Source organism: Slackia equolifaciens (assembly GCF_003725995.1).
Lineage (GTDB): Bacteria > Actinomycetota > Coriobacteriia > Coriobacteriales > Eggerthellaceae > Slackia > Slackia equolifaciens.
The window spans coordinates 39899-66599 of the sequence record NZ_QIBX01000007.1 but is presented as its reverse complement, the minus strand read 5'-3'; the positions used below and the strand labels follow the sequence as shown (position 1 = coordinate 66599).

Genomic DNA, 26701 nt, shown 5'->3' with positions numbered 1-26701 from the left:
GGGCTCAAGGTATTGCATGATTCTGAACGCCTATGATACATGCGAAACGCCCTCAGCGGGCGCCCCAAGAAGCCATCGCCACAAGGGAACCTGATACGCCTGCATCCCGCGAAATCGGCAGCGAGCAGAAGCGGGGATTGCGCAGCGAGACGCAGAATGTTGCTGGTGCCGTGAGAGCCGCCATCGCAATCGAGCGCGGCACGGCGGCGCGATGCCGCCCCGCTTCAGTCCGCCGCCGCCCTATTGCAATTCATCGCTGCCCTACCACATACCGTTGCTGCGATCGCGGCCAATAGGCAGGCTGAACACAATCATATCCACGGCGTGCACGATGGCAAACAGGCCGATGAACACTCCCAAGTACGCAGGAAAGATACACAGCAGAATGCCTAAAACTATTTCCAGCACGCCCGTAACTGCCAAAAGCCCCCATGTGCCGCCGCTGAACAGGCTCAATCGGCGCGCAGCGAACAGCTGCACCGCGCCAAACAGCACGATGCCCAGCCCGAAGATCCAGGCAACCGTTGCGATGCCCACCATGGGAAACGCGAGCAAGACCACGCCGAACAGCACGATCATCACAGCGCAGAACAGGTTCCACCCGCTTTGCGCGAACATAGTATTGCGCGAGCGCATATACGACAAGACGCTCACCACGCCGCTCGCGATAATCACGCACGCCACGATGGCGGCGAACCCCGCAAGCACCGCGAGGGGACTGAACACGCATATCAATCCGAATATGAGCAAAAGCGCACCGGAAACGAAACGCGGCCAATTAACCGACCCGCCGTTTCGCCCGGGCCTGAATTCGTCACGCGAATCGAGCACGCTCACGCGGATGTTGTCATTGTCATTGCGATTGTTATAAGCCATGGCGCCCTCTTTCTCTTGCCTGGCCACGGGAATGCGCATCTTTTGCAGCGCAATTGCGCCGGCGTTATTCCACGTTTCTAGATTACGCGTTCGGAGAGCAAATCGCGGCCACAATCCGTCATTCGTAACCGGAGTGACACAAGCGTGGCGCTATTTGACGATTTCTTTCACGGCCTTGGGAATAAAACGCAGCACGTCTTCGGTCGTCACGCAAAACGCGCCCAGTTTTTCCGCAGCCAAAACGCCGGCCTCGCCGTGAATCACCACGCCGAGCTCCGCGGCGTCGCGCGGGCTTAGCCCCTGCGCAAGCAGCGCTCCGATGCAACCGGCCAGCACATCGCCCGTTCCCGCCTTGGCAAGCGCGGGCGTGCCGTCGGCGTACACGGCGACATCCTTGGCGCCCGCATCATCCGGGGAGGCGATATACGTCTGCGGCCCCTTGAGCACACACACCGCATCGTACGCGCGCGCAATCCTGAGCGCCTGCCGAGCGGGGTCATGCAAATCATCCGCCACCTCGGCATCGACGGGGAGCGCGGCAATAAGCCGTGCCGCCTCGCCTCCGTGCGGCGTCAGTATGGCGGAGAAGCCGTTCAGACGATGGTCGGCCAGTGCGGCAAATCCCGATTCGGTAGCGATTGCCGTCAGGGCGCCGCCATCAAGCACCAGGGGCACCGCCGCTGCGGCGATCACGCTCTTGACAAGGGTCATATTGCCCTCGGTGCCCGCAAGGCCGCACCCCACCACGGTAGCGCTGGGATGCAAGTCGTCCTGAGCGTGGCATTCGACGCCGTACTGTTTGAAAGAAGCGATCACGGCCGAGGGCTGCACGATGCGCAGCGCGGCAGCGGCCTCGTCCGACGTGTACGCCTTGACGTAGCCCGAGCCCATGCGCGTTGCCGCCATCGTGGCAAGCACACCCGCCCCGGGAAAATTCCTGTCGCCTACCACCAGTTCGCACGTGCCTCGCGTGTATTTATTGGCATCTTGTTTGAGCTGCGGAAACAGTTGCGCTATCGCCTTCTTTGTGAGCTTTCTCATGCTTGACCCCTCCCCGATTCTTCCGATGCGCCTTGCGCAACGATGCCGCTCGCATCATTACCGAGCGCGCTCATAGCGTCCGCTGCTCCATGCTCTTTGGGCTTACCGGGAGCCCCCCCCCCCCGATACGCCGGAGCTCGACACGTTTGGGAACGGCTCAACGTCTGCAGCATCCGCAGGCTCTTGCGCATCGGCCTCTTGGGGCTCCTGGGCATCTGCCTCTTGAGCCTTATGCGCGGCGCTGGCCGTTTCGCCGCTTAGGTCGTCCAGCATGCCGCGCAGCTCTTTGAACTGCTGAGCCAGCTCGGCCTTCACGTCGCGGTGCTTTTCGCGTTCGGCCTGCGACGCCTTGGTGATTGCCACGGCGTTCGCCACGGCGACGCTATGGGTGTATGTAAGCGAAAGGGGCACATCAACTACGCCTTGGTCTGCCGCAATGCGAGCGGCGGCACCGTGGAGCGCCACGGCCGGCTTGCCTCGGGAATCGCGAATCACCTCGACGTCCTGCATGGTGATGCCGTCTGTGAGAATGCCCGTGCCCAGCGCCTTGCACACCGCCTCTTTGGCAGCAAAGCGAGCGGCGTAGTGCGTAGCGGGATTGGCTTTAGCGTTGCAGTAATCCTGTTCACCCTGGGTGAACACCTTGCGCGCGAACGACGGCGTACGATCGAGAATGCGCCTCATGCGATCGATTTCGACGATATCTACTCCCAGACCAACGGGCATGCGGGGCCTTTCTATTGTTTCGAAATGCTATTGCAGACTGCGGCCAAGAATCGGCCGCTTTACTAGGGTGTATTGTACCCCACAATCACCTTCGTGCATGAGCGCCGCGGAACCGCTCTACAAGATGGCGACCAAGAACCCACGTGGCGCACCGACCGACGCGACTCGACTCCTGCGAGTTTCTTGCCCCTTAGCGTGCCCGCAATGGATGCTATGCGCGATAATCGCAAACACCATACTCCGTCCGCCACCGAGGAGGCTCGCATGCAAACCGACGACCTGCGCTATCTCGAGCTGCTTTCCGAAACCTACCCCACCATCGCCGACGCCTCGGCCGAGGCCATAAACCTCAACGCGATCTTAAGCCTGCCCAAAGGCACCGAGCTGTTCGCCTCCGACATCCACGGAGAATACGAGGCATTCGCGCATCTGCTGAAAAACGGGTCGGGCTCCATCCGCATGAAAATCGACGACGCGCTTGGCAACGCCCTCACCGAGACGGAAAAGCGCCAGCTCGCAACGCTTATCTACTATCCTCACGAAAAGCTGCAGCTCATTCTGCCCACTCTCGACGACCCGGATGCCTGGATCGCGCAGGCGGTCGAGCGGCTCATCGCCGTGGCAAAGCGCGCGTCGGGCAAATACTCGCGCTCCAAAGTGCACAAGGCATACCCTCAAGAGTTCGCCTATGCCATCGAGGAGCTCATGACCGAAGACAATTGCGCGGTAGACCGCGACGAATACCGCCGAGCCATCGTGGATTCCATCGTGCGAATCGGGCGCGGCCCGGCCTTCATCGAGGCGCTATGCCTGCTCATTCAGCGATTCTCGCTTGACCACCTGCATATTTTGGGAGACATCTACGATCGCGGCCCCGCGCCCGACGCCATCATGGACACGCTTGCGAAATACCACTGCCTGGACATTCAATGGGGCAACCACGACATCGTGTGGATGGGAGCAGCCCTGGGGCAGCGTGGATGCATCGCTCACGTGGTGCGCAACTGCGCGCGCTATGGAAACCTCTCGATTCTCGAGGACGCCTACGGCATCAACATTTTGCCCTTGGCGGCGTTTGCCATGGATGCCTACCGCGATGACCCTTGCGTGGCATTCGGCCTCAAAGGCAATCCCGATTTGGACGAGCGCGCATACGAAATGAACGTCAAAATCCAAAAGGCCATGGCCATCATCCAGTTCAAGGTAGAAGGCCAGCTCATCGACGAATACCCCGAGTTCGGCCTGAGCGACCGCAAGCTGCTGGACAAAATCGACCACGATCGCGGCACCGTCGTGGTGGACGGCGTGGAGTACGAACTCGCGGATAAGGTGCTGCCAACCGTCGACCCCGCCGACCCCTATGCGCTCACGCCCGAGGAAGAATCGGTCATGCAGCGCCTCGAGCAGGCATTTGTCAGCTGCGAGAAGCTGCAGCGCCACATGCGCCTGTTCCTGAAAGTGGGCAGCCTGTATAAGATCTCCAACGGCAGCCTGCTGTTCCACGCGAGCGTGCCGCTTGCCCAGGACGGCTCGCTTATGCATGCGAACATCTTTGGCGAAGAGCTTTGCGGCAGAGCCCTCTATGACGCGCTGGAGCACTACGTGCGCGCGGCATTTTTCAGCGCCGACGAGGTGGAGCGCAAACGCGGGCGCGACCTGATGTGGTGGTTGTGGCTTGCCCCGGAATCGCCCCTGTTCGCAAAGAGCAAGATGGCGACGTTCGAGATCTACTTCGTGGCTGACAAAGCCGCACGTAAGGAGGTCAAGAACCCCTTCTACGCACGCCTCGACGACCCGGAGGCCATGGCCGTCGTCTTCGAGGACTTTGGGATGGACCCCGCGGCATCGCGCATCATTTGCGGCCATGTGCCCGTTAAGGCGAAAGACGGCGAGGATCCGGTGAAGTGCGGCGGACGCGTGCTGACCATCGATGGCGGGTTCTCGCGCGCCTATCAGCCCACGACAGGCATCGCCGGATACACGCTCATCTCGAACTCACAGGGATTCGTGCTCGCCGCGCATGAGCCGTTGGAGTCGGCGGCCGCAGCAGTGGAGCGCGAGTTGGATATCCATTCGACGCGTCGCGTGGTGGAACGCATGGAGAAGCGCACGTTGGTGGCCGACACCGATATCGGCGCCCGCCTACGCGCGCGCGTTCGCGACCTCGAGCGCCTGATAGAGGCCTACCGAGAGGGAGCCCTGCCCGAACGAGCGTAACGCGCGCCGCACGATAGCGCGCGCCGAACGCCATGCCAGCGCCCCTCGATGCAAAGAGCCGCCCCGCTCATCGGAACGGGGCGGCTCTTGCGTTTCCATGGAATCTGCTGGAGCATAAACCGCTAACAACCGTGCCTTTCCGCCATGGGCGACGATTGAAGGGCTGCCGCCAGATTCCTCCGCGGCAGTGGGCGCTTTGCCGGCCGACGAATCGATGAACCTCTACTCCACGGTCACGCTCTTCGCAAGATTACGCGGCTGGTCTACGTCGCAGCCGCGAGCGAGCGCAATGGAGCGCGCGAACAGCTGCAGCGGTACGCTGGCGGTGATGGCGCTAAAGCAGTCACGCACTTTGGGGATGTAGATCACGTAATCGGCGTGCTTCTTGATTTCCTCGTCCCCTTCGGTGGCGATAGCCACCACGAGCGCACCACGTGCCTTGCATTCCTGAATGTTGGAAATCACCTTGTCGTACGTAGGGCTCTTGGTGGCCACCACGATCACCGGAAACCCGGGGTCAATCAGCGCGATAGGGCCGTGCTTCATCTCGCCCGCTGCGTAGGCCTCGGCGTGCAGGTAGCTGATCTCTTTGAGCTTGAGCGCGCCCTCGTAGCAGATAGTTGACCCAATGCCACGGCCGATGAACAGGGCGTTCTGCGCATCCTTGCACGCAAGAGCCGCAGCCTCGATGGTGTCGGTATCGGCCAGAATCTGCTCGATCTGCTGAGCGGTATCGGCGAGCTCGCGGAACAGCATGCGGATCTGCGCCGTGGTGAGACCGCCGCGCAGCTGTCCCAGAAGCATGGCAAGCAGCGTGAGCGCAGCCACCTGGCCCAAGAAGCTTTTGGTGGCAGCAACGGCGATTTCCTTGTTGGCCTTGATGTAGATGACGCCGTCGCTCTCGCGCGCAAGAGGGCTTCCCACCACATTGGTAATGCCGAACACTTTGGCGCCCTTGATGCGCGCGTCGCGCACCGCCGCCAGCGTATCGGCCGTCTCGCCCGACTGACTCACGGCCACCACCAACGTGGACGGCGTTACGATGGGGTTGCGGTAGCGGAACTCGCTCGCCACCTCCACCTCGCAGGGGATACGGCTCCACGCCTCGATGAGGTTCTTGGCGATGAGGCCGGCATGGTAGCTGGTTCCGCACGCGATGATGTACACGCGATCGATGGCAGCCAGCTCGTCATAGTTCAGCGCAAGCTCGTCGAACTGCAGGTGCCCGTTCACCATGCGCCCGGCAAGCGTGTCGCGGATGGTACGAGGCTCTTCGTAGATTTCCTTGAGCATGAAGTCGGGGTAGCCGCCCTTCTCGGCGGCGTCGATGTCCCAGTCCACGTGCGTGATTTCGGGCTGGATGGCATTGCCCTCCATGTCCACGTACTCGATGGACGTCTCGCCCGTGGCCGAATCGCAGGATAGCTTGGCGAAGGTATCGTCTTCGAGCACCACCACGTCGCGCGTCTCATCGATGAGCGCCACGATGTCGCTTGCCACGAGCGCGCCGGTTTTGCCCTGGCCCACTACGATGGGCGAATCCTTGCGAGCGCACACGATCACTCCGGGCTCGGCTTCGCAGATGGCGGCGATGGCGTATGCGCCGGCCAAACGATTGCATGCCGCGCGCACGGCGCCGAACAGGTCGCCCTCATAGGCCTCTTCGATCAGATGCGCTACCACCTCGGTATCGGTCTCGCTGGAAAAAACATGGCCACGGCCCTCGAGCTCTTCGCGCAGGCTCGCAAAGTTCTCGATGATGCCGTTATGCACCACAGCGATGTCGTTGGCGCAGGCCGTATGCGGATGCGCGTTGCGCTCGCTCGGTTTGCCGTGCGTAGCCCAACGCGTGTGGCCTATGCCGCAGGTACCCACGATATCCATGGAGTCGACCATGTTCGCAAGCGCGGCGACCTTGCCCACCTTATGCTTCACATTGATGCCGGCAGCGGTTTGCACGGCGATGCCCGCCGAATCGTAACCGCGATATTCCATGCGCTTGAGCCCGCGCAGCAGGATGTCTTTGACCTGGAGCGTTCCGGTATATCCGACGATTCCGCACATATTCGTACCCTTCCCACCAGCGCGGGCGGCGCACGGTCGCACGGCCGCCCGCGTCAGAGAACGACGCGTTCAGAACCGGGAGATTGTAGCGCCGCAATGTGAAGGGAGCGTTACGCGTCGGGCAGACGGCACGCATACCCGCGCGGCAGGTCGGCCGGAGCCGTCCTAGCGAACCGCCTGGAGCGCAGGATGCAGACCACTTTCGGGTTTGGCGCGGTTTCATTTTCGGATTTGGCGGTATTCTATTTTCGGATTTGGCGATTCGCCCTTAGGCCAACTGCATTGCGGGGTGAAGATCGGCCATGCGCACGGTACGGGATAGAGAATGAGGCGCAACGGAACCAATATCAGTGGGAGAGGCACCCCAGGGGGATCACGTGCACTCCGTCTTCGCGCGTATACGCATAGCGCCCGCCAGTCACAACGGCCAAAAACGCTGGAGCACCGGATTTCGCCTGGTCGATTTTGCCTGCCAAAGTCAGCAAGTTCGAAGCCCCTTCATCGATGCGTTTGGCACCACCGAGCTTCACCTCTACCGCGGCCCAACGCCCATCATTGAGTCGCAATATCACATCAGCCTCAAGACCCGATTTGTCGCGATAGTGCGCAACGCTGCCATCCATGCAGCGCACGTAAGAACGCAAATCGCGTACGCATAGAGTCTCAAAAAGATATCCCATCGACACCAAATCATTCAACAAAGCATCGGGGCTAGCCTCAAGAGCGGCTGCCGCAAGAGACGGATCGCAAAGATGCCACGTAGCCGACGAGCGCAAGGGCGTTCGCGAGCGCAACGTGGGAGCCCACGCAGGTATGTCTTCGATCACAAACAGCTTTCGCAGCGCATTCAGATACGAACGCAACGTGGGCTCGCTCATGCCAACCCCCACGTCTTTGACATCGGCCAAAAGCGTTGCAAGCGATGCTTCCTGGGCGCTATTCCGAGCAAGCGAGCGCAAGAGCGCGCGTGCACGTAGCGGATCGAGCTCGACCCCTGCAGCCTCGGATATATCGCTTTCGCATATTGCGCCTATATAGTCTTTCGCGACCTTTGTATCGAGCGTGCCACGAGCAATAGGGCTCGGCCAACCTCCAGCGCAAATGAGCTCGGCGTATTGCTCGACGCTTATATTCGAAGCACCCTCGACCTGAGCTTGTCCCCCAAAAAGAGCAGAAAGACTCACCTCGTTCGAAGAAACGCCCGATTCTTCCAGGGTCATCGTGTCCATGTCAATGCGGGCTATGCGACCCGTCCCGGTATGCTTGGGCTTTGTATCGTCATGAGGGCCAAAGGGCGTTGCCGAGCCCGTCAGCACGAACTGACCCGGCTGACCGCCAGCGGCATCGACTTCGTTGATTACGGCATCCCATAGCACAGGAGCAACCTGCCATTCGTCTATAAGACGCGGGCGCTCCCCCCTCAACAAGAGCGAAGGCCTTATTTGCGCCGCCTCCATATTGGCCGCATACGCATCGGGGTCACGCATTTTAAGCGCGCTTCGCGCCTGCTGCTCACACGTTGACGTCTTGCCGCACCATTTTGGGCCTCTTACCAGAACCGCACCTGTGCGTTCGAGTTTTTCTTGCAATTGACCGTCTGCAAGACGGGGAATATAAGCAACCATACGCGCCTCCTCTTATCTGGGGATATGATACCACTTTCGGATTTGGCGCGGTTTCATTTTCGGGTTTGGCGCGGTTTCATTTTCGGATTTGGCGGTATTCTATTTTCGGGTTTGGCGATTCGCCCTTAGCCCAACTGCATTGCGGGATGCAAATCGGCCATCCGCACCATGCGGCGCCTGTAGGCGGCAAGCGCCGTAAGCGCGAACGCGACGATCGCCACCACGGCGAGCGCCACGGCAGCCTGCGCGGCCACATTAAAGCCCACGCCGCACATAATCTGGCGCATGCCGTCAATCGCGTAGGTCATAGGCACGATATGGCCCAGCGCCTGGAACAAGCCGCCCGCCGTCTCCACGGGAAAGACGCCCGACGCGCACGCGATCTGCAACATGAGAAGCACCACGGCGGCCAAGCGTCCACCCAGGCCGAACGCCGCGGAGAGCAACTGTATGATCGCCGCAAACGCCACCGCTGCGAGCAGGCCGAACGCATAGAACTGCGCCGCACCCTGCACCTGCATGCCAAAGACGAACTGCAGCACCACCATAAGCACGAGCGACTGAGCCGCGGCGAGCAGCGCCATGGGCGCAAAGCCCGAGAACGCCGCCGCGAACGGGTTGGCGCCCGACGCCACCAGGCGACGGTCGAGCGGACGCAGCACGAAGCTCGCGATGAGACAACCGACCCACAAACATACCGCCCAGAAATACGGAGCGATGCCTGCAGCGAACGAATCCACATGCGTGTAATAGCCCTCGTCGAGCTCCACGGGAGTCGACATCATCTGGGCCTTATCATCGATCTCGGCCTGGGGCATATGCAGTCCGTCGGAATCCTCGGTCAGCTGGTCGGCGATGGAGCTCACGCCGTCGCCCACCATAGAAAGGCCCTCGCCCATCTGGCCCGACGCCTGAGCGAGCATGTTGGAGCCGCTGACCAGCGCGCCCGTTCCCTCTGCCACGCCTGAAAGCCCTTGCACAAATGCGGGCACGCTTTGGGCAAGCACATCCACGCCGCCTATGTACGCCTCAAGACCCGTGGCAACGCCCTGTGCGCCCTGATCGAGCTGCGTGACTCCCTCAGAGAGCAAGGGAGTAGCCGCAGCGAGTGCCGTGGTGCCCAAAGAGAGCGCCGAGGTGCCCTGCTGAGTGAGCGAAAGCCCCTCGCCCAACGCGTCGATGCCCTGCGTGACGCCGTTCGACGCAAAGGCGAGCGAGGCGCCCGGCGTGTCCGCATCGCCAATGGCGGCCTGCGTCGAGTCGAGCCCGGCATCGATTCCGTTGATCGCGGCAAACAACGTGACCTTGGCGGAGTCGGCACCCGAAGAGGAATCGCTCTCGCCGTCGGCAGTACCCAGATCACCTAGCGACACCGTGTCATCCTTGGCGCCGATGGCAGAAGCGGAAACCGCATCGAGCGCTTGCGCCGCCGCCTCGATCCGCGCGGATATGCCGGCTGCCGAACTGTTCGAGATGCCTGCGATAGCCGCCGAAGTTGACTGGGCGTTTTCGGCGGCGGAACCGAGCGACGATGACGCGGCGCCAAGGGAGGCATCCGCAGAGGCGAGGGATTCATCGGCGGAGGCGAGGCGCGCAAGGGCGTCATCCACGGCTGCCTGATCCTGCGCGCTGAGCGTGCCCGCCGCAGAAAGCTCCTTAAGTGCGCTGGCGGCAGCAGCAACATCGCCCTGGGCAGAAGACACGCTCTCGTCTGCCGAGCCCACGCCTTCCTGCGCATCGGACACGTGCTGCGATACGGCAGACGCCGCCTCCGTCGCTTCCTGAATGCTTGACGCGCTCTGCTGGCCGTCTTCGGAGGCGGCCGCATCATCGGCAAGCGTATGCAAATCACCCGCTACGTCATCAATCGAGCCCTTCACGGCAGAAAGTCCCTGCTTCAAGGGCGCCACCGCGCCATCCTGGATCAGAGCAAGACCGTCCGACAGCTGCGCAAGGCCATCGGTCACCGCCTGCGATGAAGCTGCCAGCGTGGGGTTTTCCGCACTCAGATCATCATCGGAGCTGCCTATGCTCTGCACCGCCGCACCAAGGCCCTGGTCAATAGCCTGGGCGCCGTCAGCCAGTTGCTGCGTCTGCTCGCCCAACGCACTCGTCTGACCGGCAAGCGCCTGCGTGCCCACGGCAAGCGCGCTCGCGCCCTGGCTCAAAAGTCCGCCCGTGGAGGAAAGCGCCGCAGTGCCCTGCGCGAGCGCGTCGCCGCCCGATGCGATAGCGCCCAGGCCGCTCTGCAATGCCGCCGCGCCCTGACCGATACCTGCGATGCCTTCGGTAATGCCCGCATTGCCCTCGACCACCGTGTCCATGCCCTCGGCGAGCTGCTGGGCGCCCGTTGCGGATTCCTCCATGCTCTGGCCTGCGTCGCTCGTGCGCGTAAGCACGGCATTCCAATACTGGCGCGTGACGGAATCGGTCACTTCGCCCTGAATCTGCTGCCATACGCTGCGACCCGCCTGGCTTGCAGTCACATTTTGCGATTCGTTGTACTCAACGCTCATGCTGGCCGACTTGGGATCGCCCGAATCGGCCGAGGCTATCTTCTCGGAAAAATCGGCAGGAATCGTGCAGGTCATGTAGTACGTCCCGGCCTCCATGCCCGCCTGCGCCTCCTCGGCGCTCACGAAGTTCCATTGCAGGCCATCGGAACGCGCGGCAATGTCGTCGCACACCTCCTGGCCCACATTGCGCTCTTCGTCGTTGATGGTGGCGCCTTCGTCCAAGTTGACCACGGCAACCGGCACGCGCTCAAGCGCCTTGTACGGATCGGAGTATGACGCCAGATAGAACGCCGCGCACAGGCACGGAATCACGGCCAGCGCCACCAGCAGCGCCTTCATGCCTGCGCCGCCCAGGATGTTCTTCAGCTCAAGACCGGCGAATCGAAACCCTCCGAATGCCATGCTCTTCCCCCATCATGCGAAGTACCGCCAAATCGTCCGAGCCCCACGACCGAGGAACCCTCGGATTTTTGCTCGCGGAGCTCAACGATGCGCGCTCCAAAAAAAACCGCGCGCCGCCACAAGAACCCCGCGACGGCGCCTGCCCTAACTCAGCTCAATCACGCAGTCGGCCATCTGCGCCAGATCGCGACTGGCGCAAGCAACCATCACGGCCACGCCGCGCTCGCGCGCGGTGCGCGCAAGCAGCTCCATAAGACGCGTGGACTGACGCAGCGTCAGACCCGTTTCCACATCGTCTACCGCAAGCGCCTCGGGATCGCCCGCCATACCCAATGCGATGCCGAGCTGCTGCAGCTTTTCGGCGGGAAGGTCGCCCACGTTCATGCGAGCAGCGCCTTCCAGCTGCCACGAGCGCAGGTAGCTCTCCACTTTTTCGCGTTTGGCAGGCTTGCCGAACAGGCTCAGCTCGGCGGCGACCGTCGACTCCACCGTCAGGTTGGGGCGCAGGTCGTTCACGCCTTTGACAAGCCCAAGTCCAATGCGTCGCTGCACCTTACGGGCGCGCTTTGGCATGGGCTCGCCCAGAATGGCAAGCTCTCCCTGGTTGTGCGTCATACGCGCGGCGAGCGTAAGCAGAAGCGCCGTTTTGCCGCTGCCGTCGCGCCCGCGCAGCGCCGTAAGCTCGCCCTTTCGCACGGTAAACGTCATACCGGCGTAGGGGCAGCCCTGCGACGTACGTAGCCCAAGTTCGCGAGCCCGAGCATACGTCTCTCCCGGCGCGGAAGTCGGTTCCTCTTCCTGCGCTTTATGCACAAGCGAAACGACGCTGCAAGCTTCATCGGCGGCGGTGAATCCCTTTTCAAACCCATTGAGCGGTTGTTCAGCCTGAGTCATGCCCTGCATCCTTCTTTGGCGTGTCTGACGCGCATGCGCCAGCCGTGCGTGAGTTCCCTCGAATTGAGCAATAGTACCACCGCGCTTTGGACGCACAGGTCCTGTGGCGAGCAATCCCCCATTTTGTTTCCAAGCTGGAAAAAAGAAGGGAGCACACCGCCCCCTTCGGCCCCTCTATGCCGCCTCGCGGCCGGAAGGGTCTTTAACAGGCTCCGCGCAATCTTCTGGCGCGATGCCACGCGCCCCGCGCACCGCGGGTCTTTCGCCGTTCACACGAGGGGTCGCCTCGGACTCCGCTTCGCACTGCAGCTGGCGCTCGTGCAGATCGAGGTCGAACTTGGACACCTGGCGAGGCGTAGCGCCACGTTCGAACAAATAGGCGCCGTCTACCGGCATGGCCAGAATCGTGCTCGCGGCCCTGTTGGCCTTCATGCCTATGAACTGAGCCGTTTCAACATCTTGTCCGCCAAGGTAGAGCATGTGGTCGCAGTTGTTCACGATGGTCGCAGCACGAGACTTGCCATACATGGCCTCAAGCTGGGAGAGACTCTGGATGATGATGCTCACCGAGATTTCGCGAGAGCGAACGACCGACACGATTCGGTCGAAATCGGGAATGGTAACGTTCGAGGCGAAGTCATCCAGCACGATGCGAACCGGAACGCCCAGGCGGCGATCGGGTTCGGCATCGGCCGCGCGGCACAGGCTCTGCAACGCCTGCAGATAAAGCAGGTTCGTCAGGCGGTCCATGCTGCGATCGACATCGCTCACATTGATGAACAGCGCCACCTTGGTTGAGCCCATGCGGGCGAAATCGACCTGGCGCTCGCAGGTGAACAGATGCAGAGGTGCATCGTAGGCGAAATGGTCAAGCTTCTCGGCGATGAACCCCTGAATGCAACTTTGGGTCCTGTCCGCCTCCTGCACCCCTCTTGCCATCTTCCACTTTTGAGCGGCAAAGCTTTGAGAGTCTATGTACCCGCGTTCGGAGAACAGAAGGTTCAGAAGGCTGATGCCTTTCTTGCCCTCGTTCATAATGGCCAGCAAGGCGGCAACGCTTCCCAAATGGCGCTCGTCGGGAGGGAGCGCCTCTAGCACGTACCCCACAAGCGCCGAAAGCTGCAGACGACACGAGTTATCCCAAAACGGATCGTCGACCCTCTCTTCGGGGCATAGAGCTGCCACCACCGACATGATGTCCTGCTGCGAATAGCGGCCCGCTGCCCCGTCGAAGCGTATGTGGCTCAAGGGGTTGTACCCCCAGGGCGAATGGGCCATATTCACAAGGTCGAGCAGCTGCACCTCGTAGCCGCGGCGTTCGAGGGAGCACCGCAGGCTGCCGTAGAGCTCGCCCTTGGTGTCGGCCACGATAAAGCTCCCTTCGCAGGCGAGAAGATTGGGCTTCACGTAGCTGCGGGTCTTGCCCGATCCGCTTGTGCCTATGATCAGGTCGTTGTTGTTAAGGCCGGTGGAGTGCGCGTCGTTGCGCACAAACACGCCTTCGGCCAAAATGCGTTCGCCTTTACGGGGCAGCAGATGGGTGATGGGAGTGCATGCGGTTTTCGTGCTCATAGCATCCTCGCTTTCGCTGGTGATGTGCTCATACGTCATATATGGATTTAGAAGCGCTCTAGAATGCCGTCCGCTAGGCCGAACGCTATTGCCTCGCGAGCGTCGAAGTAGGTGTCGTTTGCCGTTTTCTCGTACACCTCCCTCAGGGTGCGGCCGGTGTGTTTCGCCAGAATCGAAGCCATAAGCTCGCGGGTCTCCATGATGTTGCGCACCTTGGATTCCAGGTGGCGGGCGCTGCCGGAAATGCCGGGGCTTGCCACCAGCGGGTCATGAATCATCACGTTGGCGTGAGCGAGCATCAGCCGATGGTCGCCCGCCGCAAGCAGCACGGCCGCCATGCTCGCGGCCAAACCCTGGCATACCGTGTGCACGGGACACCGAAGCGCCCGCATGGTGTCGTAAATGGCAAGTCCGCTTGAGATTACGCCGCCAATCGAGTTGATAAACACCGTGATAGGGGCAGAGCTATCGACGCGCTCCAAATAGCGCATCTGGCGAATTACCTCGTTGGCCAGCGGGTCATCTATCTCGCCCGCGAGCTCGATCTCGCGAAAGTCGAGCATGTCGTCGCAGATAGAGCTACGAATAAACCCGCTGCTTGTTTCGCGCACGATGAAGGGACTAAACGTTTCGGCCATGAAAGGCTCCTTTCGTAGGGGACGGCTCCGCGCAGAAGCGCGGAGCGTCGGGCGACGGATATCGTGGCGGCACCCGCCCGTTACAAGATCTCTTCATCCCAATCGATGAAGGGGGTTTGATCGGCATCCATTTGGTCGGCACGGTAGATAGCCGCAAACGGCTCAATAAGCAGGGCTTCGGCGAGGATATCCTCGTCCTTCTCGTCTCCCACCTCGTCAAACCGTGAAGCCTCATCGGCCGACCTCGGCGCCTCCGATTCCGCAGATGGCTCTTCTGCGCCGTGCTCCCAGAGCACGCGCGCCGCTTCCTGCAGAATGTCATCCTGGCTTGCATCGTCTTCCACCGTCACGGTCATGTGCGAGAGCTCGTCCATCGTGAACTCACTACGGGGCTCCGCGCAAAGCGTTGCGATGTCCTTGGGGCAGCCCGCCTCGCTCCGTTCAATCGCCCGCAGCACCTCATCAGTGGAAGAGCCGTTCATGATCAGGCACGACGCTTCCAGGTAATCGGAGGAGAGGATGCTGCCCCACAGAAACATGAGCCTGTTGTACCGAGGGGCCTTGACGTCGTATCCCTCTAGGAGCTGGCGCCTTGTTTCACGCAGCTCCAGTTCGCGCCGGAACCGCTTGCATATTTCGCGGGCTACCGTGCGATACCTTTTCGGCTCCTTGTCGTGGAGCTCGAACGCCCGCTGGCAGAATTCCCCGTAAGGCATGCGCATGCCCTCGTCGAAGGGCACCCGTACGGCAGAGAGGGCGCGGCTCGCGCAGGCAGCCCTGCCGCCGTAGATTTTTGAAAGCGGGGCCTCTGCCACTTCGAACATGATGGCGAAAACCGCGTCAAGCCCGGTGGGGACACCCTTGCGGGCGTTTTCGACACGGCGGTCGAGTGAAGCGAGCGGGACGTCTGAGCCCGCTCGGTTGACGGCAGCCTGGCCCGAGGTTGCCTGGCCTTTGCCCGTGCGGTTGACGGCAGCCTGGCTCGCGGCTGCCTGGCCTTCGCCCGTGCGGCTGCCGACCGCCTGGCTTGAGGTTGCGCCGACGGCGGGCGGCACCGCATCCACGCTTGCCGCTGTGCTTGCGCCCGTCGCCGTGCTCATGCCCCTTGCTGCGCTCACGCTTGCCGCTGCACCCATGCTCGTCGCTTCGTTCATGCTCATCACTGTGCTCATGCTCGTCTCCTGTCGTTCATGCTGGTCGTTTATTGCATGCCTGCATCTTACGGAAGACGGCAAAAGAATATTCGTAATTTTTACGGAACAAGAACAGAGGGATCGCAGACAAAGCAATCGACCGCGCTATCGGCCGATGACCGATTCCAGCGACGTATCAAGATCGAGCATTGCCCTCTCGTAGGCTGCGGTATCAAAACCTTGATCGACCTGCCTAAAGAGGGCTTTATACGTTCTTGAACATTCCTGCGGCGCATAGCCGTTCTCAACGCGCACGAAATAATTGAGGCGCTCAGCGCGCACTACCTCGTAGCGATCGAATGCCTGCGCGAAATCCCAAAGCACGCTCTGTGCACCATCGTTGTAGCTCACGCTGAACAAAATGCTCGTATTCGCCTGGATGTATTCCACCTCTTCAGGAATGTACTCCTCAGGCTCGATCACGGCGAGGAAACAAACAGGTGCCTCGCCCGTTCCAATGGCGGCTTCAACAGCGTCTTGTGCGTGAGGAGCCGTCAGCGCCGAATGAAGCGCGGAGCCCTTTGGAGCATTCGACGAATCCGACGCGAAGCGCCTTAATACCTCGAGAGCCAATTCGGCGCGCAGCCAATCTATCCCGACAATAGCCAGCACCACGCCCGTATGCGCATCCGCGAAGAGCGGCGCGAACATGCGGCGCCTTTCTGAGTCAAACGCAACGGCGTCGTACAGAGATTCGGCTTCTTCAAGCGAAGGCTCATTCTGCGCAGCAATCGCCTGCTGCGCATCTGCACTCAAGCGAAGCCCCTGCTCGCTGCAGAATGCATCGATCATATCTAGCGCCTTATCGCGCTTGCGCCCGCGCTTCTCGACCGCGCCCTGGCGTGACACCGGGTACCCATGGTTTTCGAAGAATACCTCGCATGCGTGCTCCACATCCTGGGCAATCATGGCATCGAGCTCCTGCACACGCCGGCGCACAGCCGCACGGTCTGAGGCTTCGGCAGAAAAGCCGGGCACGTTGGCTGCCGAGCCCCATTCATCGAGGAGCTGCAAAAGGGCGTTGCGTTCGGCGGCAAGCTTTGTGCGACGTGCGTTTTTAGACGCTTCGCGGGCGGCAAGAAACCTATACACGAACGATGCGCGCACATGGCCATCGCGTGCGCGGCAGGCATAGTAATCTTTGCGCAGACGATTGTAGAAATCGTCTTTCAGGCTCTCAGCCATCACGCACGCCCCGCCCGTCGAGACGCGAGCCACGCGACGCGCTTTGCGTTCTCAATTGCGGCCATCACCTGAGCAAATCCTTGATCATCGCACAGAGGCGCCAAACCTTGCGCATTCAGATATGCATCCACCATGCGCGCTACAGCATCGCCTATGCCTTCGATATAGCTCAGCAATTTGGCGGGCGAGTACGCCTGGATGGTCGCGGAGCTGCGATTTTCCGCGAAACAGCTTGCGAGAATTTCCATCATCTCATCGTAGCGCCCGGCGCCATCAAGAAGGTTGCGGCGTGCGAGCCTCTCTCCCACAAGCGGGCTGAAAGTGAGTTTGTCGTAAAAATGCAACATGCGCACAGAGGCAGGATACGGCTGAACATCGTGCCCGCTTTCCAGGATGTCATACGGATCACCAAGCGCGCCTTCCCCGCTATCGAGCACGGGCGCATCCATATCGCAAACGCTCCACAGCTCCGGTTCGAAGAATTTGACCAGCGAGGCAAACGTGGCTTTCGATCGGCTGAGGAGCGTATCCGCACCTTGCGCGCCCCCGCCGTTTCCGGCCGCTGTTCGCGCACCATCCTCCTGAGCATCGAGCTCCGAGCTGGCAAGAAGGTACACGATGGAACAATACAGCGCCGCCTCATATACGCGAACCGATTCGTCGAAATCATCCAACGCCTGCTTGACATAGGGAGCCCACGCACCCTCGCCCTCATGAAGGTCGATGCGGTCCCGTCGCGGGAGATAGGTGCCCAGCAAGGCGCTCACCAGGCCATCTATGCTGCCCTCGAGATGCACGCCTTCGGACAGACGCGCAGAACGCCCCAGCGCCAACGCCTCAATCGCCTCGAGCGAATGCTGAATCTCTCCCGCACGGACAAATGCCCGCTGCTGAGAGCTCTGGGCATCGGACATGCCGCACCTCCCCTTCTCGCATGAATCTCAACCTGGCAGTTTGGCTTGGCTGCGGCGCCAGGCACAACCGCCTCACGAATCATCTTCGCGTGTACGCAAAGTTACTCTCGTCATGCCGAGCATCCCGGCGACTACGGACATCCGTTTCGCGCATACGCGAGTTTTTTGCTTCATGCAATCACATCGTTGCAGTATAGCATCGTTATTTTTACGGAAACGAATTGCAGGGGGCGCCACGTCAAATCGCTGTCGTTCACGGGAGACGAGACCCTCCGCGGGGCGTCCCATAAATGAAGAGGCATCGCAATTCCGCTAAAGCCCCGTAAACGCAAAGCGCCGCCCATACGGGCGACGCTAGACTGATTGCAAACCCAGCTCGCCGCCTTAAGGGAGGGAGGGGGACGGCGAGCCGAGACGCGAAAGAAAAAGTTCGGCAGGAAATAAGGATATCAAGCTGGAATCGCTTTGCGGTAAGACGCTATTTGCCCAGGTACTCCTTAGCATCCTTCATGGCAAGGCGTCCGGAATTCACAGCCCAGCCAGCCTGAGAACCGGGAGCAAACTTCACGTCGTAAGAATCGCCGTAGAGTCCTCCCGCGTCGGAGCCGCCGGCATACAGCCCAGGAATAACCTGGCCTTCTTCGTCAAGTACTTGAATCTTCTCATTCACCTTGATTCCGCCGCAGGTGGTGTAGTAGCCATCGGCGGTCTCGAGCAGCCAGTAGGGGCCTTCCTCCATCTTGTACATATACTTGGCTTTCTTGCCAAACTCCTCGTCGGCAGAGGTGTCTTCGGGGTCGAGCTTGGCGGCGGCATCACAGTATCCGTTGTAACGCTCGATAGTCGCCTGCACCGCGGCGGCGTCAAGCCCCACCTCTTCGCACAGCGCGGCCAAGTCATCGCCCACGTGCACACCCTCGGCTTCCATCAGCACTTCGCGCGCTTCGGAAAGCGGCGTGCCTGGCGTACCGAACGAGAACACCTGGCCATACGGGCCGCTCTCTTCCCAACGCAGCATATCTGCCTCGGTGAAAAGGGCATAGGTCTTGTGCTGATTGCGCACGCACACACCAGCGGCAGAGAAATCATCGATCCAAAGATCCTCTTTGCAGAAACGCTCCCCCAGCTCATTGAGCCACACGGTGGGCTGGACACCGGCGGAGTACGCATCAATCGTCCAAACCGCACTAATAGCTCCGATGGGAACAGGGCCGCACCACATCACGGTGCCCAGGCCTTCGGCCATTGCCGCGCCCGCATCCTTGGCCATCTTGATACCGTCGCCCTCGCGGATAGGCATGCCCATGGCCTGGATGTTCTCGTTTTTGGTCTCAGACACCTCGTAGAGGAACTCGCTGTTGTTGGCGTAGCCGCCGGTGGCAATCATGACCACAGGCGCATCCACCTGAAGCACATTACCATTGGCATCTTCAGCCAGAACGCCGGCAACACTACCGTCCTCGTTGCGCAGCAGTTTACGGCCCCAATAACCGAAGTGTGCCTCAACGCCTAAATCTTGTGCCTCCTGGCTAAAGCACTGCATGAAGTAGCCGCCCGGGCTGGAGTTGTCGCCCTTGTCATACACATGCCATACCTTAGGGCCGCTGCCGATGGAAATGTTTCCCTCGAATTTCACGCCGTGTCCCTCAAGCCACTCGATGGTCTCGGCGGTTTGCGCGAAGTAGTTCTCGTAAAGCTTGTGCTGAGGAATCCAGTGATGGTAGTTCAAGCACGTATTTACCGCGTTTTTTACGGTGTAGGGTTCATCAGGATTGTACGCACCGGCAAAATAAACACCGCCGTCCGCCTCGGTAAAATGGGTCTCCAAAGCCGTCATGCCTTCGGTTCCCACGAAAGATCCACCGTAACCAGGTTCGCGCTCAATGATGACGGGCTTCAGGCCCAAATCAATTGCTTGGATGGCCGCCGCAGTGCCCGTGCCGCCCGCGCCCACGATGCACACGTCGGCAGAAATGGTTTCGCTAGGCTCGGCAAGCTCGTGAATGGCCCACACATCGGATGCAGAATCCGTGGCAGCTGCATCACCCGCAGAAGATGCGTCGCCCGAAGCGTTGGCGGATCCTTCAGAAGAGGCGCTGGGGCTGCAGCCCAGAAGACCCGTCCCCGCAACGGCCCCCATCCCCAGAAGACCCGCACCCGCCAGGAAACTCCTGCGGCTGACATCGATGCGTTTTGCTTTGCTCATGACTTCCTCCTTAGATGTTTCCGCGCAAGGCGGAATCCCTCCTGTGCGCCGCCGGAGCGTTTGGTGCTCGCATGGGGCTTTCGCTTGGGGGCTTTTGGTTTGGGCTTCGCGCTCTTTACACCTCTGCCCAAACCCTTGCACGGCCGCACCTTAACGTACCCGCTCGCCTTCGCCTCTCACTTGGCGGCTTTGCCACAATCCGATTATTGCCCCTTTGACCAGCGGATGCATCAGTTTTGATGTAGCCGGAAGATTCGCAATGTAACCAATGGCTTCAACAAGACCGAAGCTATTTCGGGCGTTTCGCGTGACGCTGGATGCAGGTATAGTGAAACGTGCGCATGTTAAAGGGGAAACGGCGCAAAGGGAGCGACCGCGCATTAGAGCGATGAAGCGACAAGTTTCACGAGAGGATTGACGCGCAGCGGCAATAAAACGCGGGTTGCAATTGGGGGAGGGATATCATGGTCAAAGACAGCTACGACTACTTCGTCGCCGCATACGAGGCGCCCAATTTTAGCGTGGCGGCAAGCAGAATTCCTATGTCGCCACAGGGGTTTGCCAAAGCAATCCGAGGATTGGAGAAAGACCTGGGCGTCCCGCTGTTTCAGCAAGACGACGCAGGCAAGCGCCGCCCCACCCCGTACGCCGACGAGCTATACCGATTTGCGCGTCACATGCAGGCAGAACGTAACCTGTTGCTGGGACAGTTCGAAAAGATCGCCGCGCAGCAGCGCACCAGCATCCGGCTGGTGGCATCGCTTGGAGTATTGGGCATGCTGGGTGCCGATTTTGTGCGACAGTTCGAACACAAACACGCAAACGTCGACGTGTTGGTTACTGAGGTGCCCGATGCGACATGCGATCGGTTGCTGCTCGACGGGGCGTTCGATTTGGCGCTGAATATTCTGCCCGTTGTCGATGACCTCGAAACTGTGCCGCTATACTCCACCGGCACCGAAATTTGGGTGCGGTGCGATCATCCGCTTGCCCGTGATCAACGAGTATGCGCCAATCAGCTTGCAGGCGAACGGCTTGCCATGCCGGGCAACTACTTCAAGTGCCGATCCGCTATGCAGCGCCTGTGCAAAGATGCGGGCGTAAGATTGCCGCGCTTCGTCGACTACTCTGAGATTTTTTGGATCTACGATTTCGTGCAAAAGGGGCGCGGACTCGGCTTCACCCTGCCGCATTTGAGCGCGCTTGCTGCATTTAGGAGCGATGAGCGCGTGCGCGCCATTCCGCTCACGGGTCTTACCTGGTCCTTTGGCGTGTCCTGGATGAGAGGCCGTCCCCTTCACGCGACCGAAACGGAGTTCGTGGATCACTTGAAAACGCGTGCCCGCACGCTTGACGGAAATCGCCTGGCGTCATGATGCGCGCAAATACAAAACCGCCCGCACGGCACATGCCATACGGGCGGTATATTCCGCATCAAAGCGCACGATTGCGAGGCGAAGCAGGCCAGAACGCGGCAAAAACCGCTTTGTACCCGCCTTTTGCGTTGAGCGCAAGCGCTGACTATTCGGCTGCAGCCAGGGGGCTGGGCGTAGTGTAGGTGCGGGCGGCGTATTCCTGATCCAGGTCATACAGCGCCTTGGCATCGGAGCCGAACAGCTTCATCTTGGTGATCATCGTGTCGGCGGTGTCTTCCTCCTCCATCTGCTCCTCGATGAACCAGTCGAGGAACTTCATGGTGCGGTAATCCTTGACCTCGGCGGCAGCGGAGTAGATGTCGTTGATCAGGGAAGTCACGTACTTCTCGTGCTCCAGACCAGCCTCGAGGGGCTCCAGGAAGTTGGAGAAGGTCTTGTCGGGCTGCGCGATAGCGGAGAGCTTCACCTTCTGACCGTTCTCATGCAGGTAGTTACGGAAGATCAGCGCATGGTCGCGCTCCTCTGCCGCCTGAATCTCGTAGAAGTTGGCGTAGCCTTCAAGGCCCTCTTCCTCGTAGTAGTCAGCGAAGGACAGGTACAGGTACGCGCTGTACAGCTCGGCATTAATCTGGGCGTTGATGAGCTCGTAGACTTTCTGATCCATGATGATTCTCCTCCTGTGTCAAAGCGAAATCATTTGCGTAGTCTCATTGTACGATGACGCATGCCGTTTCTTATTGAGAATGAGTATCAATAAGCAAATCGACATGGTTTCGTCACGATGAGAACCTATTGGGCTCCAAATTGCTCAATGGCGTCAATGAGTCCTTGGCGGCCTTCCGACACTTCCATCTTGTCATATATATGGCGTACATGAGTTTGCGCCGTACTTTTGGAAATACACAGAGCTTCACATATATAAGGAATGCTGCGCCCCTTTGCCAGCATTACGAGCACCTCAGTCTCACGCGGAGAAAGCGAGAAATGACGGGCGATCTCTTGGAATTTCAAAGCCTCGGCGGGACGTTCGTCCAAAAAATAATGTCCGCCCATTTCGCGTGTCTCATGCGCCAAATCGTAGCGTTTGGCCATGCCCCACTGCATAACCACCATGACAAACAGGCCGCAGATGCTCAGCGCGCTGACATAATCTATCGGCATTATCGGCCGGATGGCTAGAAGCACTACCGACAGGACCTCCCCAATGAGCGCCCCCGCGACAACAAGCAGCATGCCCCATGCACACACCTGAGAGGCATTGGCTCCGCGCTCCTGCGAAATATTACCCATGACTATCACGAAATACACCATGAAGCTTCCAAAGCCAGCGAACGCAAGCGCCAGACAGCCCATACGCCATATCTCGCTTGCAAAAGGCAAGAGCAACAGCGACACTGCGACCACGATAGCCGAGGGGCGAACCGCAATGAGAGGATTCGTCCTTCCCGACCCAAACATCATCACCAGCGTGATGATGACCTCCAGAACAAAAAGTGCCGCCACATGAATCATGCCGGGCGCAACGGCAGAAACCCACTGGGCTTCTCGATCAGGAAACGCATGGCCGCACAGCACAAATAGCACGCCAAATAAAATAGCCGACGAAGCAAGTTCGACCTCGAACGGGAACACCGATACTCCACCTTGGCTCGAATACCCTCTTGGCGCATCCGCGCTATCAGCGGCAAAAGCAAACGCAATAGACGTCGCAGGAAGACAGCCACCCACGAAAAGCGCAAAAGGTTGAGGAATGAGAGCAACAATGCTGTACACCACGCAGCCGGCCATCACTCCTCCGGCCAAAATGAGAACGCGATCGCGAAGCATGACGCTCGAAATGCGGCATGTCCACACGCAGCACAGCAAGACAAGTGTCACCGCCGTCATTGCCGACGAAACAACGCCCAATGCTAATGACTGTGAAAATTCGATAATGAGAACGCCAAACAAACCACAGGCACCGCAGCAAGCCGCTATAGCAAAAAAATGAGTCCGGCCGCTTGAGACCCACTGCCCAACGCGAGATGAGGTTGCGACCACTGCGAAAGCACAAGCCGTGACCACACATACAAGCAGACGCCACGAAGGAAACTCCCCCGCAAGCGTAGGCGTGCGAGAAAACACAGGCGAAACAGCCAGAAGCAGCAACCATGCGGAAAGCGACGCAACCCCGAATAACGCATAAACGCGGGCGCCTCGGAGCATCTTCTTGATTCGCCCCGTAGTCGGAAGACCCATTGTCATAAAGAACGTTTCCCCTCATCAGAGGGCATCGTGCGTTTTTACCGATACCCCTCATCCCCCACAATACGTGCATTATACCGATTGCGCGCATGCAGGACGGGCAGCAAGCTTTAACCATCCGATGCGACGCGCCAGCAAGATTCCGAGTTGGCGAAAGACGCACCTGCGCCGCACCCCGCAACTCATCCAGAAGCCAAGCGGCAAAACGGCAATCGCTAGCGCGAAACATCGACACAACACAAGGGAGAAAGGGACAGACATGGAACTTACGCGACGCAACTTCCTCGGAGCCGCCGGCGCTGCGGGAGCCGTAGTCATAGCCGGAGGGGCACTTGCCGGATGTGCGCCAACCCAAGCCAAATCAAGCGATTCATCGGCAGAAAGCAGCGCACATACTTGGGAAACCAAACCCGAACCCGTAGCGGACATATCCTCTGCCGAAAGCGCCGATGTCGTAGTCATCGGCGGAGGAATGGCGGGGTTTTCCGCCGCATGCTCAGCGGCGGAAAAGGGCGCTAAAGTCATTCTTATCGAAAAGACCGGCGCAGCTCAGTTCAGGGGAATAGACTACGGTGCCGTAGGCGGCAAAATCCAGCTTGAGGTCGGCATTGACCTCCGCGATCGCAAGAACGACGTGCTGCAGGAAGTGCTTCGATGGGGCGGCCACCGCGGAGACTACCGGGTTGTGAAGGCTTGGCTCGACAACTCTGCCGAAGCGCTCGACTGGGCAGCCGATATGCTTTCTTCTCATGGTATCCAGGTTGCGCCCATGCCCATTGAGATGCAGGTCATACCCGACGCTTGGTATGAGCATTTCGCAACCGATGCGTTCCAGATTGTTCCCACAGATGAACTTATTGCCGAGGGCGGCGAGGCCGGCTACGAGCCCCCTTACGCCATCGGCTGGGCCAAAGCATTCACCGCATACGCTGAAGAGATTGGCGTTGATGTGCGCTTCAATTCTGAAGCACTCCAGCTTGTGCAGGCAGAAGACGGAACCGTAACGGGCGTGGTCTACGAAGGTGAAAACGGAACCGTTCAAGTTGATGCGAAGTCAGTTGTTCTTGCGACGGGCGGCTACGGAGCCGACGAAGAAATGATGGATGCTTTTATCCCCAATCATGCCGAAGACATCCACAACATCACCACCCCCGCGCACAACACTGGCGATGGCATTCGCATGGGCGCGTGGGCAGGTGCCGCCATCGATCCCGTGCCTCATTGTCCGATGTACTTCGATGAAGGCGTCGAAGGGCTTGAGCACATGCCGTCCATTCCGCTAACGCGTCAGCCTTGGCTTTATCTCAATGACCTAGGTGAGCGTTTCTGCAACGAAGACATGCCGTATGCCTACGTTTGTCGTGCCCACAATGCGCAACCGCGTCACATGAAATGGGTCATCTGGGATGCCAAATGGGAAACCGACGGCCCCGCCATGGGCATGATCGTATGCAAGGATTTCCGCTCGCCGCTGCATGATCCCGAACAGATCAAGCAGTTTATCGAAGACGGCAGCATCATGTCGGCCGACACCATCGACGAACTGCTAAGCAAGATGGAAGGCATCGACGCCGAAACTGCCAAGAAGACCATTGAGCATTACAACGAGCTGTGCGCCAACGGCGAAGACACCGATTTCGGCAAACGCAAGCAATGCCTTAGCTCCATCACCGAGCCCCCGTTCTATGCCGTACATGCGGGCACTACGCTACTCGTTACCCTGGGTGGCTTGCAAATCAATGAAAACCAGCAGGTTATTGACGCTAACGCCAACCCAATTCCCGGCCTATGGGCGGCGGGCAACTGCTCGGGCAGCTTCTTCTTCGACGACTACCCCATCACCATCTCCGGCGTAAGCCACGGTCGCGCCTGCACAGGCGGACGTCGCGCCGGACAGTTCGCCGCAGACGCAGCGCTTAACGCATAGGGTACCTGAAGCGGTTCGACCCAGCGCCGCCCATCCAAGCCGAAGCACTCACATTTGCCCCGCCTGCTCCCCTCCCTCGGCAGGCGGGGCCGCCACGATGCAGGGCAAAAACCCAGGCCGCTCCGCGTACGCTAATCCATCCGCTGAACGCCGATGCCGATGAGGCCCGGACCGGTATGCACCACCAGCGCAGGACTAATCTGCTCAAAATATACCTCGCGAGCATGGGGAAACAGCTCTGCGGCACGCTCGTACATGGCACGCGCCTCTGCCTCCGCCGCACCGTGCACAATTGCCACGCGATACGACCGAGAATCGCCCAGCGCCGCCTGCGCCGCTGCGATGGTCTTTTTGAGCGACGCCTTGCGCCCGTGCGCCTTTGCGCAGGTCACGTATGTGCCCTCCTCGTCGCACGTTATGATGGGCCTGATGTCGAACGCCGTGCCCAACGAATGCGTAACCTTGCCGATGCGCCCACCCGCGTACAAGTAGTCGAGGGTGCCCACGCAGAAGAACACCCGCGTCTTGGCTGCAGCTTCATGCGCCGCCCGCATCACGGCTTCGAACGGCTCGCCCGCGCACGCTGCCTGCGCCGCCGCGATCGCCACAAACCCCGCGCCTAGCGCGATGCTGCGCGTGTCCACCACCTCGATATGGAGCGCTCCATATCCTGCGGCCACGCTGCGCATCATGTCGAACGTGCCCGAAAGCCCCGATGAAATGCTGACGGCGGCAACATGCGTGTAGCCTTCCTCGGCGAGCGCGTCAAACAACTCCACCACTTCCGCGGGCGCCGGCAGCGATGTCTTGGGTATCTCCTCGTCAAAGCGCGCATACACCTCGTGGGGCTGAATGTCCACGCGATCGCGGTAGGACCCTTCGCGATAGTTGATATGCAACGGCACCACGCGAATGCCGTATTTGAGCGCCACCTCGGCCGGCACATCGGCGCATGAATCAGTAACTACGGCTATTTTCTGAGCTAGCAAAGTTTTCTCCCTTGTTTATCTAGTATTTGAAACTAGATTAAGTAATGAAGATTACTGTGTCAACCAATATGGAGTTTACTTGAAGCAATGGGCCGC

At 60.0% G+C, this 26701-nt stretch carries 19 protein-coding genes; 3 read left to right on the top strand and 16 right to left on the bottom strand.

Annotation, left to right across the window (positions count from 1 at the left end; translation table 11 throughout):
- Window positions 1–261: 261 nt before the first annotated feature.
- The 3 genes from DMP06_RS05395 to acpS form a co-directional block, all read right to left on the bottom strand.
- Complete coding sequence (locus DMP06_RS05395; protein WP_161957831.1) at window positions 262–876, bottom strand: HdeD family acid-resistance protein; 615 nt, start codon at window positions 874–876, stop codon at window positions 262–264.
- 150 nt (window positions 877–1026) lie between these two features.
- Window positions 1027–1917, bottom strand: coding sequence for an NAD(P)H-hydrate dehydratase (locus tag DMP06_RS05390; protein ID WP_123208728.1), 891 nt, complete (start codon window positions 1915–1917; stop codon window positions 1027–1029).
- A gap of 102 nt (window positions 1918–2019) precedes the next feature.
- A complete protein-coding gene (acpS, locus tag DMP06_RS05385; RefSeq protein WP_123208727.1) occupies window positions 2020–2643 on the bottom strand; it encodes a holo-ACP synthase in 624 nt (207 codons plus the stop codon).
- 264 nt (window positions 2644–2907) lie between these two features.
- Here acpS and DMP06_RS05380 point away from each other — a divergent pair, with 264 nt between their 5' ends.
- A complete protein-coding gene (locus tag DMP06_RS05380; RefSeq protein WP_123208760.1) occupies window positions 2908–4860 on the top strand; it encodes a fructose-1,6-bisphosphatase in 1953 nt (650 codons plus the stop codon).
- A 222-nt stretch (window positions 4861–5082) separates the two neighbouring features.
- Here DMP06_RS05380 and glmS read toward each other — a convergent pair whose 3' ends face one another.
- The 10 genes from glmS to DMP06_RS05330 form a co-directional block, all read right to left on the bottom strand.
- Window positions 5083–6924 (bottom strand): glutamine--fructose-6-phosphate transaminase (isomerizing), encoded by a 1842-nt coding sequence (glmS, locus tag DMP06_RS05375; protein WP_123208726.1) that lies wholly within the window; start codon window positions 6922–6924, stop codon window positions 5083–5085.
- Window positions 6925–7271: 347 nt separating this feature from the next.
- Window positions 7272–8549: an ATP-binding protein gene (locus DMP06_RS05370; RefSeq protein ID WP_123208725.1), complete on the bottom strand. Its 1278-nt coding sequence runs from the start codon at window positions 8547–8549 to the stop codon at window positions 7272–7274.
- Window positions 8550–8674: 125 nt separating this feature from the next.
- Window positions 8675–11467, bottom strand: coding sequence for a YhgE/Pip domain-containing protein (locus DMP06_RS05365; RefSeq protein WP_123208724.1), 2793 nt, complete (start codon window positions 11465–11467; stop codon window positions 8675–8677).
- Window positions 11468–11611: 144 nt separating this feature from the next.
- A complete protein-coding gene (locus tag DMP06_RS05360; RefSeq protein ID WP_161957830.1) occupies window positions 11612–12361 on the bottom strand; it encodes an ATP-binding cassette domain-containing protein in 750 nt (249 codons plus the stop codon).
- Window positions 12362–12535: 174 nt separating this feature from the next.
- Window positions 12536–13933 (bottom strand): VirD4-like conjugal transfer protein, CD1115 family, encoded by a 1398-nt coding sequence (locus DMP06_RS05355; protein ID WP_161957829.1) that lies wholly within the window; start codon window positions 13931–13933, stop codon window positions 12536–12538.
- Between the two features lie 47 nt (window positions 13934–13980).
- Window positions 13981–14571 (bottom strand): ATP-dependent Clp protease proteolytic subunit, encoded by a 591-nt coding sequence (locus DMP06_RS05350; RefSeq protein WP_123208721.1) that lies wholly within the window; start codon window positions 14569–14571, stop codon window positions 13981–13983.
- Between the two features lie 80 nt (window positions 14572–14651).
- A complete protein-coding gene (locus tag DMP06_RS05345; RefSeq protein WP_123208720.1) occupies window positions 14652–15743 on the bottom strand; it encodes a hypothetical protein in 1092 nt (363 codons plus the stop codon).
- 126 nt (window positions 15744–15869) lie between these two features.
- On the bottom strand, window positions 15870–16982 hold the full coding sequence (locus tag DMP06_RS05340; RefSeq protein ID WP_123208719.1) for a hypothetical protein: 1113 nt from the start codon (window positions 16980–16982) through the stop codon (window positions 15870–15872).
- Entirely contained in the window at window positions 16949–17863 is a 915-nt protein-coding gene (locus DMP06_RS05335; RefSeq protein ID WP_123208718.1) for a hypothetical protein, read from the bottom strand. Before DMP06_RS05335 ends, DMP06_RS05340 begins: the two co-directional genes overlap by 34 nt.
- 478 nt (window positions 17864–18341) lie before the next feature.
- Window positions 18342–20069, bottom strand: coding sequence for an FAD-dependent oxidoreductase (locus DMP06_RS05330; RefSeq protein WP_123208717.1), 1728 nt, complete (start codon window positions 20067–20069; stop codon window positions 18342–18344).
- 464 nt (window positions 20070–20533) lie between these two features.
- On the opposite strand from DMP06_RS05330, the gene DMP06_RS05325 reads away from it, so the two are divergent.
- On the top strand, window positions 20534–21445 hold the full coding sequence (locus tag DMP06_RS05325; RefSeq protein WP_123208716.1) for a LysR family transcriptional regulator: 912 nt from the start codon (window positions 20534–20536) through the stop codon (window positions 21443–21445).
- 145 nt (window positions 21446–21590) lie between these two features.
- Here DMP06_RS05325 and DMP06_RS05320 read toward each other — a convergent pair whose 3' ends face one another.
- Both DMP06_RS05320 and DMP06_RS05315 read right to left on the bottom strand, forming a co-directional pair.
- Window positions 21591–22109 (bottom strand): ferritin, encoded by a 519-nt coding sequence (locus tag DMP06_RS05320; RefSeq protein WP_123208715.1) that lies wholly within the window; start codon window positions 22107–22109, stop codon window positions 21591–21593.
- 125 nt (window positions 22110–22234) lie between these two features.
- Entirely contained in the window at window positions 22235–23323 is a 1089-nt protein-coding gene (locus DMP06_RS05315; RefSeq protein ID WP_161957828.1) for a response regulator transcription factor, read from the bottom strand.
- 625 nt (window positions 23324–23948) lie between these two features.
- On the opposite strand from DMP06_RS05315, the gene DMP06_RS05310 reads away from it, so the two are divergent.
- Window positions 23949–25616 (top strand): FAD-dependent oxidoreductase, encoded by a 1668-nt coding sequence (locus DMP06_RS05310; RefSeq protein ID WP_161957833.1) that lies wholly within the window; start codon window positions 23949–23951, stop codon window positions 25614–25616.
- Window positions 25617–25747: 131 nt separating this feature from the next.
- On the opposite strand, the gene DMP06_RS05305 is transcribed toward DMP06_RS05310, so the two are convergent.
- Window positions 25748–26605 carry a DegV family protein gene (locus tag DMP06_RS05305; RefSeq protein WP_123208712.1) on the bottom strand — a complete coding sequence of 286 codons (858 nt, stop codon included), beginning with the start codon at window positions 26603–26605 and terminating at the stop codon, window positions 25748–25750.
- Window positions 26606–26701 lie beyond the last annotated feature (96 nt).

Coding starts and splice junctions, on each gene's coding strand:
- glmS (WP_123208726.1), bottom strand. CDS start 6,924: ATGTGCGGAATCGTCGGATATACCGGAACGCTCCAGGTCAAAGACATC.
- DMP06_RS05325 (WP_123208716.1), top strand. CDS start 20,534: ATGGTCAAAGACAGCTACGACTACTTCGTCGCCGCATACGAGGCGCCC.
- DMP06_RS05365 (WP_123208724.1), bottom strand. CDS start 11,467: ATGGCATTCGGAGGGTTTCGATTCGCCGGTCTTGAGCTGAAGAACATC.
- DMP06_RS05345 (WP_123208720.1), bottom strand. CDS start 15,743: ATGAGCACAGTGATGAGCATGAACGAAGCGACGAGCATGGGTGCAGCG.
- DMP06_RS05395 (WP_161957831.1), bottom strand. CDS start 876: ATGGCTTATAACAATCGCAATGACAATGACAACATCCGCGTGAGCGTG.
- DMP06_RS05320 (WP_123208715.1), bottom strand. CDS start 22,109: ATGGATCAGAAAGTCTACGAGCTCATCAACGCCCAGATTAATGCCGAG.
- DMP06_RS05380 (WP_123208760.1), top strand. CDS start 2,908: ATGCAAACCGACGACCTGCGCTATCTCGAGCTGCTTTCCGAAACCTAC.
- DMP06_RS05360 (WP_161957830.1), bottom strand. CDS start 12,361: ATGACTCAGGCTGAACAACCGCTCAATGGGTTTGAAAAGGGATTCACC.
- DMP06_RS05390 (WP_123208728.1), bottom strand. CDS start 1,917: ATGAGAAAGCTCACAAAGAAGGCGATAGCGCAACTGTTTCCGCAGCTC.
- DMP06_RS05355 (WP_161957829.1), bottom strand. CDS start 13,933: ATGAGCACGAAAACCGCATGCACTCCCATCACCCATCTGCTGCCCCGT.
- DMP06_RS05335 (WP_123208718.1), bottom strand. CDS start 17,863: ATGTCCGATGCCCAGAGCTCTCAGCAGCGGGCATTTGTCCGTGCGGGA.
- DMP06_RS05330 (WP_123208717.1), bottom strand. CDS start 20,069: ATGAGCAAAGCAAAACGCATCGATGTCAGCCGCAGGAGTTTCCTGGCG.
- DMP06_RS05370 (WP_123208725.1), bottom strand. CDS start 8,549: ATGGTTGCTTATATTCCCCGTCTTGCAGACGGTCAATTGCAAGAAAAA.
- acpS (WP_123208727.1), bottom strand. CDS start 2,643: ATGCCCGTTGGTCTGGGAGTAGATATCGTCGAAATCGATCGCATGAGG.
- DMP06_RS05310 (WP_161957833.1), top strand. CDS start 23,949: ATGGAACTTACGCGACGCAACTTCCTCGGAGCCGCCGGCGCTGCGGGA.
- DMP06_RS05350 (WP_123208721.1), bottom strand. CDS start 14,571: ATGGCCGAAACGTTTAGTCCCTTCATCGTGCGCGAAACAAGCAGCGGG.